Annotated in this window: 10 protein-coding genes; 3 read left to right on the top strand and 7 right to left on the bottom strand. The window is 62.6% G+C overall.

Translation table 11 applies throughout. The annotated features are described in order from the left end of the window. Window positions 1-143: 143 nt before the first annotated feature. Window positions 144-1,253 carry a slipin family protein gene (locus GE073_RS06075; RefSeq protein ID WP_153783043.1) on the bottom strand — a complete coding sequence of 370 codons (1,110 nt, stop codon included), beginning with the start codon at window positions 1,251-1,253 and terminating at the stop codon, window positions 144-146. An 888-nt stretch (window positions 1,254-2,141) separates the two neighbouring features. Here GE073_RS06075 and GE073_RS06070 point away from each other — a divergent pair. Next, the gene (locus GE073_RS06070; protein WP_153783042.1) at window positions 2,142-3,452 is read left to right on the top strand and encodes a helix-turn-helix transcriptional regulator; all 1,311 of its coding nucleotides are present in this window, start codon (window positions 2,142-2,144) and stop codon (window positions 3,450-3,452) included. Beyond that, window positions 3,418-4,299, top strand: coding sequence for a WYL domain-containing protein (locus GE073_RS06065; protein ID WP_153783041.1), 882 nt, complete (start codon window positions 3,418-3,420; stop codon window positions 4,297-4,299). The genes GE073_RS06070 and GE073_RS06065 overlap by 35 nt, the downstream gene beginning before the upstream one ends. Window positions 4,300-4,970: 671 nt before the next feature. Here GE073_RS06065 and GE073_RS06060 read toward each other — a convergent pair. Together GE073_RS06060 and GE073_RS06055 are read right to left on the bottom strand one after the other, a co-directional pair. Beyond that, window positions 4,971-6,248, bottom strand: coding sequence for an IS110 family RNA-guided transposase (locus GE073_RS06060; RefSeq protein ID WP_153783040.1), 1,278 nt, complete (start codon window positions 6,246-6,248; stop codon window positions 4,971-4,973). 376 nt (window positions 6,249-6,624) lie between these two features. Continuing rightward, complete coding sequence (locus tag GE073_RS06055; RefSeq protein ID WP_153783039.1) at window positions 6,625-7,989, bottom strand: ISNCY family transposase; 1,365 nt, start codon at window positions 7,987-7,989, stop codon at window positions 6,625-6,627. Between the two features lie 235 nt (window positions 7,990-8,224). On the opposite strand from GE073_RS06055, the gene GE073_RS06050 reads away from it, so the two are divergent. Then, window positions 8,225-9,409 carry an IS256 family transposase gene (locus tag GE073_RS06050; protein ID WP_101807766.1) on the top strand — a complete coding sequence of 395 codons (1,185 nt, stop codon included), beginning with the start codon at window positions 8,225-8,227 and terminating at the stop codon, window positions 9,407-9,409. A gap of 196 nt (window positions 9,410-9,605) precedes the next feature. Here GE073_RS06050 and GE073_RS06045 read toward each other — a convergent pair whose 3' ends face one another. From GE073_RS06045 to GE073_RS06030, 4 genes are all read right to left on the bottom strand, one after another. Then, window positions 9,606-12,638 carry a glycoside hydrolase family 2 protein gene (locus GE073_RS06045; protein WP_153783038.1) on the bottom strand — a complete coding sequence of 1,011 codons (3,033 nt, stop codon included), beginning with the start codon at window positions 12,636-12,638 and terminating at the stop codon, window positions 9,606-9,608. Between the two features lie 193 nt (window positions 12,639-12,831). Further along, entirely contained in the window at window positions 12,832-13,812 is a 981-nt protein-coding gene (locus tag GE073_RS06040) for a glycoside hydrolase family 43 protein (RefSeq protein ID WP_153783037.1), read from the bottom strand. A 67-nt stretch (window positions 13,813-13,879) separates the two neighbouring features. Beyond that, the gene (locus GE073_RS06035) at window positions 13,880-14,761 is read right to left on the bottom strand and encodes a carbohydrate ABC transporter permease (protein ID WP_028597903.1); all 882 of its coding nucleotides are present in this window, start codon (window positions 14,759-14,761) and stop codon (window positions 13,880-13,882) included. Between the two features lie 19 nt (window positions 14,762-14,780). After that, entirely contained in the window at window positions 14,781-15,659 is an 879-nt protein-coding gene (locus tag GE073_RS06030; protein ID WP_101808674.1) for a carbohydrate ABC transporter permease, read from the bottom strand. Window positions 15,660-15,678 lie beyond the last annotated feature (19 nt).

Here is a 15,678-nt window from a genome sequence, read left to right as displayed (position 1 = left end):
TATACTACGGATCGCAGGCCCGAGACGGTTCCTTTTTCCTTATGCTCCCAAAAGAATAAAAATTCGGGCGGTCCGCAAGGAACCGCCCGCCAGAGGGGCTTTCGCGCGCCGGCCCGTGCCGCCGGCAAGCCCGTCGAATGGCTTCAGCGCCGGCCCGTGCCGCCGGCAAGCCGGGCGAGCTGCTCCAGCACCGGGCTGCCGGAGTCGAGCGTGATGCGGTCCATGCGCTCGGCGAGCCGCTCCAGCATCTCCAGCTCCTTGAGCCGGTAAAGCGTCTCGTTCTCCTCCATCAGCTTGGCCGTGTTCAGCAGGCTGCGCGTCGAAGCCGTCTCCTCGCGACGGGTGATGAGGTTCGCCTGCGCCTTCTTTTCCGCCAGCAGCACGGTATTGAGAATGTCGCGCATCTCGCCCGGCAGAATGACGTCCTTGATGCCCGCGCCAAGGAATTCGACGCCGCTCGCGGCCCCTGCCGCCCGCAGCCGCTCCAGCGCCTCGGACGCCGCCTCGTCGCGCGCGGCGAGCAGGCGGTCGAGCGTCCTGCCGGCGACGATGTCGCGCAGGATCAGCTGCAGCGAGGCGTGCAGATGCTCGGACAGCGAGCGGATCTCGAGCGTGCGGCGCGGGTCGCTGACGCGGTATGCGCTGACGAAGTTGAGCCGCAGCGTCACCTTGTCGGCGGTCATCATCTCCTGGCCGTGCAGCTCGAGCTGCTGGCGGCGCAGGTCGACCTTTTGGACCGACGCCTTGACCGGACCGCGCCAGAACCGGTGGCGGCCGGGACCGAGCTCGCGCTGCAGCTCATGGTCGTAGAAAAGGAAGCCGCGCTCCCAGCTCTCCACCTCCAGCGTCTGCGCATATGGCCCGATCCGCTCCGCGAGCTCCGGCTCGAGCGCCGCCGAAACGTCCGGCTCGCGCATATCGATGCGCTGGAACTCGTGGCGGCCGCCCGCTTTCCAAAAAGCATGCAGGCCCGGCGGCAGCAGCCGTTCGAAGCGTCCGTCGATGCGGTGAGCGGCGTATTCGCCGTCGCCGACCTCTACGACGTCGAGCTCCGCGGCGAGCCTCGCATCCTGCAGGTAGACGGCCAGCGGACCGTCCGGCGGCAGGAACGGCTCGTCGACGCGGCAGGCGACCGCGGTCTCGCAGCGCAGCCGGATCAGCCGCTTCGTTCCAGGCAGGAGCAGTCCTGCATAGCTTCCTCTCCGGTACAGCAAACCGCGCTCGGTCGGCTTGATCGTGACGATTTCGAACATATCGATCATCTCCTTGTATGAGGGCGTGTTTGCATCCTTCGAAGGAAGCCGAATATGGCCGAATTTTTGATTCCTGCGAGGAACGTAGGCGAAAGCGTACCGGGGGTACGTCGAGCCTGCGTGACGAAGCAGGGGGCAAAAAGGCGGTGATAGACGCTCCTGAGCGGGGTTGCAAACACGCCCTAAGTAAGCCGCGAGCCGCCTGCGGCGTCGCGCCGCTCGGCAGGCTGCTTCGGCTCGGAATGGCCGGGGTCGGGCGGCATCCGTCCGCTCGCCCGCGCCCCGGAAGCGTCGGCGGAGCGCCTGCGGGCAGGCGGCCTCCAGACAATTTCCCGCTGCCGTCCCTTCGCGCTTCCCTCCTTGCGCCATGGCGCAAGGAGAGTCGCGAGCGGGCGATCGCTGCGGGGGGAATCGTCCTTCTTGCCGCCGCCGGCGCATGGCGCTGCATGGCCTGCTTCCGGCACCGCCCTTGGAGGCGCGGCCGGCGCGGATCGGCGGGATCGGATGCCGGTCCCTCGGGTACTGCGCTCGTAGGCTCTTCGCCGTTTTGAATTCATCAACCATGAACGCCCCTGATAGAGCGTCCGGGATTCGAACCCGGTGAATGAACGAGGAGAAAGGACGGCCGTAGCATGCCTGTCGGATCAGCGTCCCGGCACTGCGGAACAGGGCCTGCGGCCGAAGTTCCCGCCTGTCGCCTGACCTTTCCGCTTCATCATAGCCTCCTGCGGACGGGCGGAACAGGGCGGAAGTATGGCGAAGGCGTCCGCTTGGCGGAAAAAAGCGGCAATCCGGCGCGGAGCCGCCCGGGCAGGAAATCAGGCGTGCCGTCCCGAATAAAGCAGGTTCGACAAAAAAGGCTGGATCGAGCGGGAGGAGGAAGCGAGGATGGCGAGAGAAAGCTTCGACAAGGAGATCGAGCTGCTGCGGCTGCTCGTGCTGACGGGCGGCGCGTTCAGCCGCAAGGAGTCGGCGGAGCGGCTCGGCATCTCGGTGCATACGCTCGACAAGGCGCTGCGAAGGCTGCGCGAGGCCGCTTCGGCCGCTGGCGCGGACGGCGAGCTTGGGCTCGGCCGGCTGCTGCAGGCGAGGCGCGAGCGGGGCGGCGACCCGCTGCTGCTGTTCCTTTTCCGCTCCCGCTCGCTTAAGGAATCGGAAATCGCACGGCTCTCGCTGTTGCAGGGTGAGCTTGGGAAAGGCGGCCGAACGGCCGCGGAGCTGCTCGACGCCTGCTGCGGCGGCTGGCCGGAGGCGTCGCCGTGGCCGGACGAAAAGACGATCCGCTCCGACCTCGCCTACCTCGAAAAAGCCGGCATCGTCGCGCGCGCAGGCGGCCGTCCGGTGCGCTACCGGCTGCGCGACGAGCTGTGGGCGGCGCTGGAGCCCGAGGAGCTGCGGCGGCTCGAGCTGTTCGTGCATGCGATGGCCCACACGCGGGTGCCGTCGGTGCACGGGTTCCTGCTGCAGGACAGCCTGCGCCGCCTGCTCGGTCGGGACGGCGCGCTCAGCGCCGGCGTCGGCTTCGCCTACCGCTACGACTGCCGCATCCTCGACGAGGCGTACCTGCATCCGCTGCTGGCGGCGATCGAGGAGCGGCGCACGGCGAGCTTCGAGTACTTGACGCCGAAGTCGGAGCATCGCTACGCCGCGCGCGGCACCAATCCGCTGCATGCGCGGACCAGCCCGGCGCGGCAGATCGCGATGCTTCCGCTCAAGGCGGTCTACGACCACCAGTACGGCCGCTGGTACGCGCTCGGCTTCACGCGCGTCCACGGGCTGAGCGCCTGGCGGATGGAAGGAATGAGCGGCCTGGCGATCGGCGGGGCCGCCGATCCCGAGCTGTTCGCCCGCAAGCGGGAGCAGCTGGACGCGCGGCTGCGCACGAGCTGGCTCGTCGATCTGGGCGAGCCGACGCGCGTTTCCGTGCGGTTTTTCCGTCCCGAGGGGGCGGAGTACGACTTCGTCCGCGAACGGGTGCTGCTGCAAGGGCAATGGGGCGAGACGACGGAGGAAGGACCGGATTCGTTCCGGTACGACATCGAGGTGAACGGGACGAGGGAGATCCGCCCGTGGCTGCGCAGCTTCGGCTCCAGCTGCGAGGTGCTGGAGCCGGAGGAGCTGCGGCAGGACATGATCGAGGAGTGGAAGGAGCTGGCGGAGACGTATGGAGCTGCTGTTCGACAAGGCGCACAATCATGAGCTGAGCCGCCGCATGGCGGAGGCGGGCGCCGTCGCCGTGACCGGGCGCGAGCGCGCCTGGCTGAAGCTCATGCTGGAGCATCCCGCCGCAGAAGGCTTCCTCGGCTCGGCGGCGCGCGCCAAGCTCGCGGAGCTGCTGGCCGAGGAGCCGCCGCTGCCGCTGGGACATCTGGACGAGAAGGCGCGCAGCCGGGAGCGGCGGCTGTATTCGCCGCTGCTGCCAGAGCTGGCGGCGATCATTGCGGGCCGCAGCGGCATGCGGCTCGCCTACAGCGCCAAGGGCGGCGGCGAGCTGCGCCATGCCGAGGGCTACCCGTACCGGCTCGACTACGCGATGTCGACCAAGCAGTGGTACCTGCTCTGGCACCGGAGCCAGGGACGGCCGCTCATGCGCACGCGGCTCACCCATGCGCATGGCGTGGAGGAGCGGCCGCTGCCGCCGGGCGAGGCGGATCGGCTGGACGCGGCGATCGCGCGGCTGACGGCGCGCTCGCAGGAGGAGGTCGAGCTGGAGCTCCTCCCCCGCTACAACCGCGAGCTGTCGCGCATCCTGTACGCGCTCTCCTGCTTCCGCCAGGAGGTGCGCTTCGACGCCGCCGAGGGCGTCTACCGCATCGCGCTCCGCTATCCGCGGGACGAGCGCGGCTTCCTGCTGCAGAAGCTGCGCTTCCTCGGCAAGCGGGTGCGCGTCGCCGATGGCGCTGCTAGCGCTGCTCTGCAGGAGCAGATGAGTGCCAGTGCGGTGAAGGCGCTGGCCCGGTACGGGATTCGGCTGGAGGCCGTTGCCGAGGCGAAGGCGGAGGTTGAGGCGGGCGAGGCGGAGGCTGGGGCTGACGCGGAGGCTTAGACGGCAGCCCAACGCATCCAAGGCACTTTTATGCCTTGGTCGGGCTGGTTCGGCGGGTTTTGAATGCATCCAAGGCACTTTTATGCCTTGGTTGGGCCGGTTCGGCGGGTTTTGGAACGCATCCAAGGCACTTTTATGCCTTGGTTGGGCCGGTTCGGCGGGTTTTGAACGCATCCAAGGCACTTCTATGCCTTGGTTGGGCCGGTTCGGCGGGTTTTGAACGCATCCAAGGCACTTTTATGCCTCCCTCATAATTAAGAGGTTTTCTCACGAATGCTCACTCGTTCGCAGGATTTCACACGATTCTCTTTCGAGACGGTAGGCTTGAAACCGAAGAAGATGGACCGAGAGACGGTTGTGGGCCGCTTTTAGGGCAGGCGGGAACAGAAGTCCGTGAATCACGAACCTCGGCAGGAGCGGTTTTGTCGCACCCTCTTCCACTTGTCCTTTGGCGGTTCACCCTCCCAGATCTCTACGGGTCTATGCCCTCACATTCCTTCGTTTCACCTGGCCAAAGCGTGGAGGCCGATTCGTTTTGGATAACGGGTCTGGGCCCTATTGCATAAAAAACTCGGTTCTCTCGGTGCGTTTCCGTGTAAAATCCCGCGAACGGGTCAGCATTCGTAAATGACAATGGTGTGGCGTGTGGAGGAGCTCGCCTGCTGGTTCGACTAGGCTGCGTTCGACTCTAGGTTGGGGCGGTATCGTTCCCCTTTATTTGCCATTGCGACGAGCATTCGAGCCAGTTTGCCGATCAGACAAATAATGGATTTCTTTCTGGCCATTCCTTGAGCCTGGTTTCGTTCATGGCAGGTTTTGAATTCCGGATGGTCTTTCACCAGACAGAGCACGGCTAGAAACAGGACTTTTCGCAGTAGGCTGTCGCCTCGTTTGGTCAGCTTGACTTGTCCCTTGTACGTGCCGGAACGTTGCGTCGCCAAACTAAGACCAGCGCGGTTCAACAGCTGATTGCCGTGGCGGTAGGAGCTCAAGTCGCCCGCGAGCCCAAGTAGGGCTGCTTGAACCGTTGGTCCCATGCCGCTGCCCAGACTGGCCAGCTGCTCGGCCTGCGGCAGGTCGCGCAGCAGCTCTTCCAGACGCTGGTCGACGGCTTCGATCTGGCGCTTGCCCAGCTCGTACATCTCCAGCAAGTGGCTCAGCGTCAAGATGGCCTCCTCCGGCGCTCGACAGTCGCCAATGCTGCCAGAGGCCGCTTGAATCAGCTCTGCTGCCCGTTTTCGCCCGCTGACGCCCCCAGGCCGCTGCAAGCCTTGCTCGCCCCAATGCCGGATGAAATCGTCCACGCTCCATCGGCGAAGTTCTTTCGGCAGCTGGAGCGACTTGAGCGTAGCTAGAGAACGCACGCCGTCCCAGTTCTTGAACACCGTCGAGTATTCAGGAAAGTACAGGTCGATCCAGCGCACGATCCGGTTTCCCGTCTGCGTCTGATTCCGAACCAGCATGTCACGATGAAGAACGGCGCTTTTCAACCGACCAAACCTCTCGTCCTGCGGCGTATACTCGGTGTAGTACCCTCGTGTTACGACATCCGCGATGACGAGCGCATCTTTCGGGTCGTTCTTGGCGGGACTGTTGTCGCGGTCTTCCTTGTGCCGACGGGTGAGGGCGGGATTGACCAGAACGACCTTGATTCCGCGCTCCAGCAGCCAATGAGCCAGATTGAACCAGTAGTGTCCCGTGGGCTCCATGCCGACGATTGCGGTGGAGAGGCAGTGCTTCTGCATTGCTTGATTCAACCATTGCAGCAGCTGCTCGAATCCGTGGGCGTCATTGGTGAAAGCGTAATGGCGTGGTGTCAAGGTCCGACCACGGAAATTGGTCATCCGGGCGGCATGCTTGTCCTTCGCGATGTCAATGCCGACGATAACATGCTTTTCGGTCATTTGATCCAAACGTTGATCAACCGAGTGCTTTCGAGTAAACTTCATAGTGGAACGTCTCCTTTAGATGAGTTATTAGGGCTCTGACCCGTCGCAACCTCATCTTATAGGAGCGTTCCTTTTTGTGTCCAAGCTCATTTCTTAGCTTATACAGGAATGTTTGGTTGAATCGGTTCGGCGGGTTTGAACGCAACCAAGGCACTTTTATGCCTTGGTTGGGCCGGTTCGGCGGGTTTTGAATGCAACCAAGGCACTTCTATGCCTTGGTTGGGCAGGTTCGGCGGGTTTTGAGGTGACGTACAATAAGTTGTGTACCAACATTTGGAGCCTAGCTAGTTACCCCTGAAAAAGTCCGATTCTGAAAGAGGGACTCTGGTGACTTTTGTTTTGGAGGGGAGATTTCACCCCGTACCCCTCGTTCATCTTAGTTTTGGAGCATTTTTGCCGCTCTTTGCAGGTTGTGGGTTAGAATTCCGAAGCCGACCCAGCTTTTTGAGCCAGCAAAGCCCCGGTATCTGCTGCGGTTCAAACCGTACTTGCGCTTGAGAAGACTAATCTTTGCTTCTCCAGCTGCACGGTAACGCTGCAAGTCCTTAAACCACTTTTCTTTTTCATACTCCGTACGTGCGATGCCTTTCTTGCCCTTTCGCGGCAAGCTGGCTCGTTTCACACCGAGTTCAGTAATGGCTGTTTCATTCTTCTTGCTTGAGAAGCCGCGGTCGGTGGCTACGGCCTGCGGCGCCTTGCCGAACTGCTTGATGTGTGCTTCTATAGCGGGAACAAGCAATTCGTCATCAGAGGGATTTCCCTCGTAGACGGCGTAACCGGTGACGAAGCCGCTTTCCGTCTCATCTATTCGCACCTTGTAACCGAATTCCGTGCCTTTGGCTAACTTCCCCTTCTTAATCGGCCTGGCTTCGGGGTCAAAGAAACTGACGATACGATCGGCGATGATGCGTTTGCCGGAAACGACCTGTCTGGCTTGTTCCAGCAGCTTCCCAGTAAGTTCAACCGCGGCCGACAGTTTCGCTTTGCTTTGCTGAACGGTTGTTTTGCTTTTGTCTTGCAGTTTTTCAATGACGGTTTGTGCGTGGTTCACGACGCTTTCGGTTACTTCGATTACGCTTTGCGTAATCTTGTCGACTTCTTCCCACGATTCCCGTGTGCGACGGCGCAGAACTTTGGCGATGGACAGAATCTTTTCTTTAACTTCAGCCGTCCGATCCTCAAAGCCTTGAGCAGCGTGGGAGGCGATTTTGCGTATCTTTTGAATCGTTCGGGTGATGACCTTCACGCCGTCTTGAAGCAACGTGGCGTCTGTCGGGTGATGGATATCGGATTCTACAACGGTCGTGTCCGTACGCAATTTACGTGTTTTGAGAATTGCTTTTTCTTCACACTGTTTCACTAGCGCGGCGTTGATGTCTTCGACGATTTTATCGCCGTAGCGTTTGCGGGCATAGATCAGTGTGGAAGGGTCCGGCATCGGTTCATCGATCGCGATTCGGCAGAACAGGCGCCAAGTGATGCTGTCGCCGACTTCCTTAACCAGTGATTCGTAGCCTAAATTATATTTGTGTTTGAGTACCATGAGTCGAATGTATTTTTCAATCGCAAATGTAGGACGGCCGCTCTTTTTACCCTTCGGGTGCAGTTCGGTGAAAGGTTGAAGAAACCGCTCATCGTCTAGAAGCTCATCGATGATCGCAAGCTCAACTGGCAGAGCTCGAACTGCACCAGGCAAAATGGCGTCCCACATCGTTAATTGCTCGTCACGAAGTTTCAACATTTTCTTCACCTCTTGGAAGGATTCCCGAGGCGCTGTGTTGAACTCCTTAGACAAAGGAATTCTTCCCTCGGGTTGCGGAATATTGTTATCTGGACAATAACAATTTCCATTTTGAGGTTGTGAATTCCTTTTTGTTTTGTCAAAAAAGCCCGACTTTTTCAGGGGTAACTAGCTAGGCACAAAAAAAGTAGGGTATTCTCGGGGTTACGACGCCACCAAGAAAGGACCCTACTTCATGACTAGTATAACCGAAAACCACCTGAACCATCTCTTTGAAAATTCTGTCATCCCCTTCGTAAAGGAGCGGATCGAGTTTCTCATCCGTACGGAGATTCAGCACCACATGGCCGAGGCTGCGGCAGCGGGTATCCGCAACAGCCGAAACGGCTACTACTACCGGGATCTGCACACCCGCTACGGCCTGATCGAGGATCTGGAGATGCCCCGAGACCGAAACGGCGACTTCCAAACGCAGCTGTTCGAGCCCTATCAGCGGCGCGACGGCTGGCTGGAGGAGGCCGTCATTCAGATGTACAAAGGCGGCATGCCGACCCGCGACATCGCTCGGTTCATTGAAGGCATGTTCGGTCAAGCGTACTCGCCGACCACGATTAGCAACATCACTTCGACGGTTCTGGAAGACGTGGAGCGCTGGCAGACAAGGCCGCTCGGCAAGCGCTACTCCGTCATTTACCTCGACGGCATGTACGTCAAGCTCAAGCGCAGCACGGTCAGCGGCGAAGTCGTTTGTTTTGCGATGGGCATCGACGAAGACGGGTACCGATCCATCCTCGGCTTCTACGTCGGGGGAAAAGAGAGTGCCAACGTATGGCGCGACGTGCTGAAAGACTTGCAGCAGCGCGGCGTGGAGGAAGTTCTGCTTGGCGTATTCGATGGGCTGCCTGGGCTGGATACGGCCTTCCGGGAAGCCTTTCCCAAAGCCGACGTCCAGCACTGTGTCGTCCACAAAGTGCGCTCGACCTTTCCCAAGATCCGCATGCAGGACAAGACGGACTTCGTTGCCGATCTCAAAACCGTCTACAACGCCCTAGACCGGGACTTGGCTCTGGCTGCTTTTGACCGGCTTAAGGACAAATGGCAGAAGCGCTATCCCAAAGAAATTCAGTCCTGGGAAAACCAGCTCGACACGCTGCTTACGTTCTACTCGTATCCCGCCGAAATGAAGCTGGCCATCTACACGTCCAACCCGATTGAACGCATGAACAAGGAATTCCGCAAACGACTTAAGCCCATGAACAGCCTGACCAACATGGAGGCGGTCGAGAAAATCCTTTACCTGACGGCTAGCGAGTACAACGAGTATTATGGCAAGAAAGTCATTCGCGGCTTCGGCGACCCGTCGGTAAAACGTAGGTTGAAGCAGATGTTTGAGAAACGCTACCCCCACCACCAAGAGTGACGTCAACCCATTTTGACTGGGAATATCTTGCTGCTTACACATACTTCTTGACGCTACCGGTTTTGAACGCAACCAAGGCACTTCTATGCCTTGGTTGGGCAGGTTCGGCGGGCTCGCGCGATACTACAGCATATAAAGAAGGGGCAGATCAAGGCCGATCCGCTCGGCCTTGATCTGCCCCTATCTATTGCTGCCCTCACACCGGCAGCGGCTGGTTGAACGCACGGAAGACGACCGTCGGCTCCGTCGGCACGTCGCCGGCACGAGTCGCCGCATCCGTGCCGACACTCTCCACATCCGCGGCACGTCCCGCCTCAGCCGTGCCAACTCTCCTCGCATCCGTGCCGACACTCTCCGCATCCGCGCCGCGAATCGCCGCATCCGTGCCGACTCTTCCCGCGTCCGAGGCGCGGATCGCCGCTCCGGCGCCGAACAGCTCGCCGCGGCGAGGCGCGCAGGAGAGCTCCACCCGGCGCGACTCTCCCGGCAGCAGCGTGAAGTACGCCTCGCTCGCCTCCATCCACCAGCCGTCGGTCATCTCCTCGGGCCGCACATGCAGCGCGGCTTCCGTGCCGTCGTTGGCGATGACATAGGCGCGACGCAGGCGCGGACTGGCTGCCGGTCCGCCCGCTTCGGGCGGCGCCTGCTCCCAACCGCCCAGCGGCTCGGCCCGCAGCGCGGCGGCCATCGGCTTCAGCGCGGCAGCATATACCTCCGGCGACCGCGTGGAGAAGAAGTAGTCGACGGGAGGAGGCGCATCCATCCCCTCGATGCGGAGACGGACGAGCAGCAGGCCGTTGTAGGTGTCCTGCACGACCCAGTCCAGCGTTCCGAGTCGGAGCGAGCCGCTTCCCGCGCCCGTTTCCCCGCCGGCCGGCGCATCGAACGTCTGCTCATGCAGCAGCGCTCCGCGCAAGTCCCTCACTTCGGCGCGTACGCGGAGAAGCGGCGTCACATTCGCCTCGAGTCCCTCATCCATCACCTGGCTCGACTGGCCCGCATCCAGCTCGCGCCCCTCGCCGCTCGCCCTTCCCGCCTGGCTCGCCTCTCTCTCGTCCATCTGCGGATTCGACTGGCCCGATGCCAACCCGCCTCCTTCGCCCGTCGCCTGGCTCGCGCCTCTCTCCATCATCGCCGTACCCGCCAGGCCCGTATCCAACCCGCGCGCCTCGCCCGCCGCCTCGCCCGCCGCCTGCAAGCCTCCTTCGCCCGCCACCGCTCCCGGCCTGCGATGCAGATGCACCGCCGCCTGCAGCCGGCTGCCCGCCGGCGCGTCCAGCGAGCGGTAGTCGAGCGATGCATGCGTGCCCTCGAAGGCCGAGCGGGTCCAGTAGTAGGCCATTTTCGGCTCCATGTAGTAGTCGACGAGATTCGTGCAGCTGGCGTTCGGCCACGGCTCGTTGAGCTGCCAGATGATGCTGCCGCTCTGCCGGCCCTGGCGGCGACGGTTGGCCTCGAGGATGAAGCGCAGCCCTTCCGCCTGGATCCACTGGCTCGCGTCGGAGAACGCCTGCAGGTCGGCGAAGCCGCCGAACAGCTCCGTATCGCGGCCAAACGTGTCCCACCATTCGCCATGGTGGCGCCAGACGAAGCTCTCCTCCATCGACACCGGCTTCCGATGCGGCTCCGACAGGAACTTGCGAAGGCTTTTCACGCTGCTGACGCCGTCGACGCCGAACTCACTGTGGAACAGATGGTCCGCCTCGGCGTACAGCGGGTAATGGCCCGGATTGCCCATGTACTTCCAGTGGCCGTGGACGTCGTGGCTGACGCCCTTCTCGCTCGTGATGTACTGCCTCGGACCGGACGCCGACGTCGGCAGGAACAGCCGCTGCGGATCATGCTCGGCGACGAGCGCCCGCAAATAGGCGAGATTGGCGTCCTCATAGGTCGAAGGCCGGTCGGGCGCGCTCATCAGCTCGTTGCCGCCGCTCCACACCGCCAGCGACACATGGTTGCGCCGCGTCTTGAGCGCCTGCACGGCGCTGCGGCCGAGCAGCTCGAGGAAGCGCGGCTTTTGGGACGGCTCGTTGTCGATGCCGGAGCTGGACTGGATGAACTCCTGCCAGACGAGGATGCCGAGACGGTCGCACAGGTCGTACAGCTCTTCCTTTTCGATAAGGCCGCCGCCCCACACCCGCAGCAGGTTGAGATTCGCCCGCCGGGCGAGACGCGCGAGCCAGCCGTAGCGCTCCGCTCCGACGTTGCCGTACAGATGGTCGAGCGGCGTCAGGTTCGCGCCTTGAATGTAGATCGGCTGTCCGTTGACGACAAACGTGTACGGCAGCGCGTCGTCCGGTCCGCCCGGGTTGCGCCGGTACTCGATGCGGCGGATGCCGGTCCGCCGAGTCGTCTCCTCCGTCAGCCGGCCTTCCGCGAACAGGCGCAGCCTCAGCTCGTAGAGCGGCTGCTCGCCGTATCCGTTCGGATGCCACAGACGCGGCTCCGGCACCTCCAGCTCGGCCCGGACCGCTCCGTCCACGACCGGACCGCTCCAGCGGGCGGCCGTCCGGCCGTCCGGATCGAGCAGCTCCAGCTCCGCCGCGGCCTCGTCCGTCCCTTTCTCCACGCGCGCGAGGGCCGCCACCGACACGACTCCCGTACCGTCCTCGCGCACATCCGCATGCAGCGCCAGCTCGTCCAGCGAGACGGCGCGGCGGACGCGCAGCGAGACGGTGTCCCAGATGCCGACGTTGACGAGCCGGGTCGAGAAGTCCCACTTGTAGTTGAAGCGGCTCTTCTGCGTGAACGTCTCGCTCGTCTTGCCGATCTGGCCCATCTCGTCCGGCGCCTGCTTGAGGATGATCTGCAGCTCCGCCGTCTCGCGCTCGCCGAGCAGATCGGTCACGTCGTAGACGGCCGGCTCGTACATGCCTTCATGCTCGCCGAGGCGGCGGCCGTTCAGCGAGACGATCGCCTCGTAGTCGAGTCCGGCCAGCACGAGCTCGGCCCGGCAGCCCGGCTCAAGCTCCGGCGGCGCGAAGCGGCCGCGATACACCCACCAGCGGTTCTCCACCCATTCGACTGCCAAGCTGTTCGTATCGACATACGGATCGGGGATGAGCCCCGCCCGGTACAGATCCTCATGCACGCCGCCCGGCACCGTCGCCGGAATCCACTCCGTCACGCCGAGCAGCTCATTGCCGATCTCCATGCTCGTGCCCTTCAGCGGCACCCACGGCCAGAATCCCTTTACTTCCCATGCCGCATCCAGCTTCCGCATCTCCATGTCGCACCCAACCTTCCCTTATTCGAAAGCAAAAGCAAACCTGTTCCTCCATCGTATCAACGCCTTCAAATTAATTCAACTGTTTCGTTTTGTTAAATCCGAATTCGGATCGACGCAAAATCCGATGGCAAAGGAAAAGGGCCGCCCCGCTCGTCGATGGCTCGACGTGCGGGACAGCCCTATTGGATTGCCGTCATTCATATGGCCGGATGGTGCGGATCCGGCCGTCCTCTTCATAAAACAGCTCCGTGAACTTGACGCAGCGCTTGTTGTCGGCGCCGCCGGAGAGCGAGCTGTCGTGGTAGAACAGATACCACTTGCCGTCCCACTCCACGATCGAGTGGTGGGTCGTCCAGCCGACGACCGGCTCGAGGATCGTCCCCTGGTAGACGAACGGGCCGAGCGGATCGTCGCTCGTCGCGTACACGATCTTGTGCGTCGTGCCGGTCGAGTACGACAGGTAGTAGCGCCCCTGATGCTTGTGCATCCACGGTCCCTCGAAATAGCGGCGCTCCTCGTCGCCGGCCGCGATCGGCCGGCCGTCTGCGTCCACGATTGACAGCTCCGCAGGTGCGCTCCTCAGCGACAGCATGTCGTCCGCCAGCTCGGCGGCGCGAGGTCCGAGCGCCGGCTCGTCCCCGGTCGGCCCTGCGGCGTCCGGATCGAACGCACCGGCCTGCCATTTTTCCAGCTGTCCGCCCCACAGGCCGCCGAAGATCAAATAGGCGCGGCCGTCGTCGTCGACGAACGCCGCCGGGTCGATGCTGAACGTGCCGTCGATCCAGCTCGGCTCGGCCCGGAACGGACCCTCCGGCCGCTCGCCGACGGCGGCGCCGATGCGGAAGATGCCGTCCTCGTCCCGCGCCGGGAAGAACAGATAATACTTGCCGTCCTTGCAGGCGGCGTCCGGCGCCCACATCTGGCGGGACGCCCACGGCACGTCGCGCACATGCAGCGCTTGGCCGTGGTCGACGCAAGGCGCGTCCGCGGCGTCCATCGACAGCACATGGTAGTCCTCCATGTCGTACTGGTCGCCGTTGTCGTTGGACACGCGCTCGTGGTCGAGGTCATGGGACGGATAGACGTACAGCTTGCCTTCGAACACATGGGCCGACGGATCGGCGGTGTAGATATGGGTGACGAGCGGCTGGTTGAAGCTCGGTTTGGCGGTCATCGTACCATCCTTTCTGGAGTCGCAAGTCGCAGGGGCAGGGGCAGGCTCAGGTGCGGGCTCATGCGGATCAACCCTTCACCGAGCCCGCCGTCATGCCCTCGACGATCTGGTTGCTGAGCGCGAAGAAGGCGATCAGGATCGGCAGGATGCTGATCATGAGCGTGGCGCCGATCGCGCCCCAGTCGGCCGAGTACTGGCCGATGAAGTTCTGGATGCCGACGGTCAGCGTCTTGAGCGTGTCGCTGCTGATGAACGTGTTGACGAAGACGAACTCGTTCCAGTTGTAGATCATGTTGATGATGACCGTCGTCGCCAGCACGGATGCCGTCATCGGCAGCACGATCTGGAAGAAGATGCGGTTGACGGAGCAGCCGTCCATGACGGCCGCCTCCTCGACCTCGCGCGGCAGCGTCTCGTAGAAGCCGAGCAGGATCATGATCGTCAGCGGCAGGTTGAACGCGGTGTACGCCAGGATGATCGAGAGCGGATGGTCGGTCAGGCCCGCCTTCATGAACATCTGAAACAGCGGGATGAGCGTCGAGTGGATCGGAATCATGATGCCGACCATGAACAGACCGAGCACGGGCTTTTTCCAGCCCCACTTCATGCGCGTCAGCGCGAATGTGACGAGGCTCGCGAGCAGCACGGTCGCGGCGACGGCGGCGACGGTATACCAGACGCTGTTGAAGAAGTACTGGCCGATGTTGCCCTCGGTCCATACCTTCTCGTAGTTCTCCCACTTGGGGCTGGCCGGCAGCGAGAGCGGAGACTTCGTGAAGATCTCCTGCGTGTCCTTGAGGGAAAAGACGGCGAGCCAGAGCAGCGGGAACACCTGCGCGACGGCGATGAGGGCCAATGCGGCGTACAGGAGCGTCTTCAGGACCGGGCTGGCGGCAGAGCGCCCGGCAGGACCGGCTTCTGCGCGAGCCGCGGCGAGTCGTTGCGACATGTCGGTTGGCTCCTTTCGCTTACGAGTATTGGACCTCTTCGGACGAGGTGAGCTTGCGGATCAGCCAGGTGACGACGAGGCAGATGAGCAGCAGGAAAAATCCGATCGCGCTTCCGTAGCCGAAGTCGTAGCTGCTGAACGCCTGCTTGTACATGTAGGACGCCATGACCTCGCTCGCTCCGTTCGGCCCGCCCCCGGTCATGACGTAGATCAGGTCGAAGTACTTGAGCGAGCCGACGACCGCCAGCACGACGGTCATCTTGGCGACGCCGGCGATGAGCGGCAGCTTGACGCGCAGCGCGATCTGCAGCGGGCTCGCGCCGTCGATCCGCGCCGCCTCGACGAGCGAGGACGGGATGTTCTTGAGCGCCGCGTAGTAGATCAGGATGTAGAAGCCGGCGTACTGCCAGATGATCGGGATGAAGATCGACAGCAGCACGAGGCTCGTGTCGGACAGCCACTCGACCGTGTCGGGCAGGCCGACCGCGCCGAGCAGCGTGTTGAGGATGCCGTTCGTCGGGTGATAGATCTTGGCCCACAGCTGGGCGATCGCGACCGAGCTCAGCAGCATCGGGATCAGGTACAGCTTGCGCAGCAGGTTCGCGCCCTTGATCTCGCCGGCGAGCACGAGCGCCACCGCCAGATAGCCGAGCAGGCTGAGCGCGGAGAACGCCGCCAGCAGCAGCGAGTGGCCGGCGCTGTCCCAGAACGCCGCGTCGCGGACGAGCTTCGCGTACTGGTCGAGCCCGGTGAACGCCATCTCGCCGATGCCGTCCCATTTCATCAAGCCGTAGTAGCCGGTGAGCACGATCGGCACGTAGATCAGGACGAGCACGAGCAGCAGCGCCGGCAGTACGTAGAGGGCAATCATCTTCTTGTTGGACATCACTTTATCCATGCTTGTTCACGCTCCTTCG

This window comes from Paenibacillus sp. B01, assembly GCF_009649995.1.
GTDB classification, from domain to species: domain Bacteria; phylum Bacillota; class Bacilli; order Paenibacillales; family Paenibacillaceae; genus Paenibacillus_O; species Paenibacillus_O pasadenensis.
Note: the sequence above shows the minus strand (reverse complement) of the source record. Positions and strands in the feature narration are given on the sequence as shown.